Origin of the sequence: Psychroserpens mesophilus (genome assembly GCF_050617655.1) — a bacterium.
In the GTDB taxonomy this organism is placed as follows: domain Bacteria; phylum Bacteroidota; class Bacteroidia; order Flavobacteriales; family Flavobacteriaceae; genus Psychroserpens; species Psychroserpens mesophilus_A.
On sequence record NZ_JBODQC010000134.1, the window covers coordinates 1 to 279 of the forward strand.

Below are 279 nucleotides of genomic sequence, written 5' to 3' on the forward strand. Positions count from 1 at the left end.
TCCGAATCCAGCAATTGACTTCTAGTTGAAAGCCTCCTGGGGGATATAGATTTCCGTGGCGCCCAGGCCGTAGGAGCGGTAATCGGCCTCCCGCACTTTCAGGTGGTCGTATCGGCGGAAAAGCGTCCGCAATTCGGCCTTGAGCACCCCCTGGCCCACCCCGTGGATAAATACCACTTTCTGGATTCGTTTGCTCAGGGCAAACTCCAGCTGGCGGCGCGCGGTTTCCATTTGTATATCGAGGATTTCATATGTGTCCAGGCGCTGCGGGGCCGGGTG

At 57.7% G+C, this 279-nt stretch carries 1 protein-coding gene; it reads right to left on the reverse strand.

Annotated elements, in window-relative coordinates; translation table 11 throughout:
• Positions 1–21: 21 nt before the first annotated feature.
• On the reverse strand, positions 22–279 hold a 258-nt coding region (locus ACRHNM_RS16650; protein ID WP_431137741.1), incomplete at its 5' end, for a Smr/MutS family protein.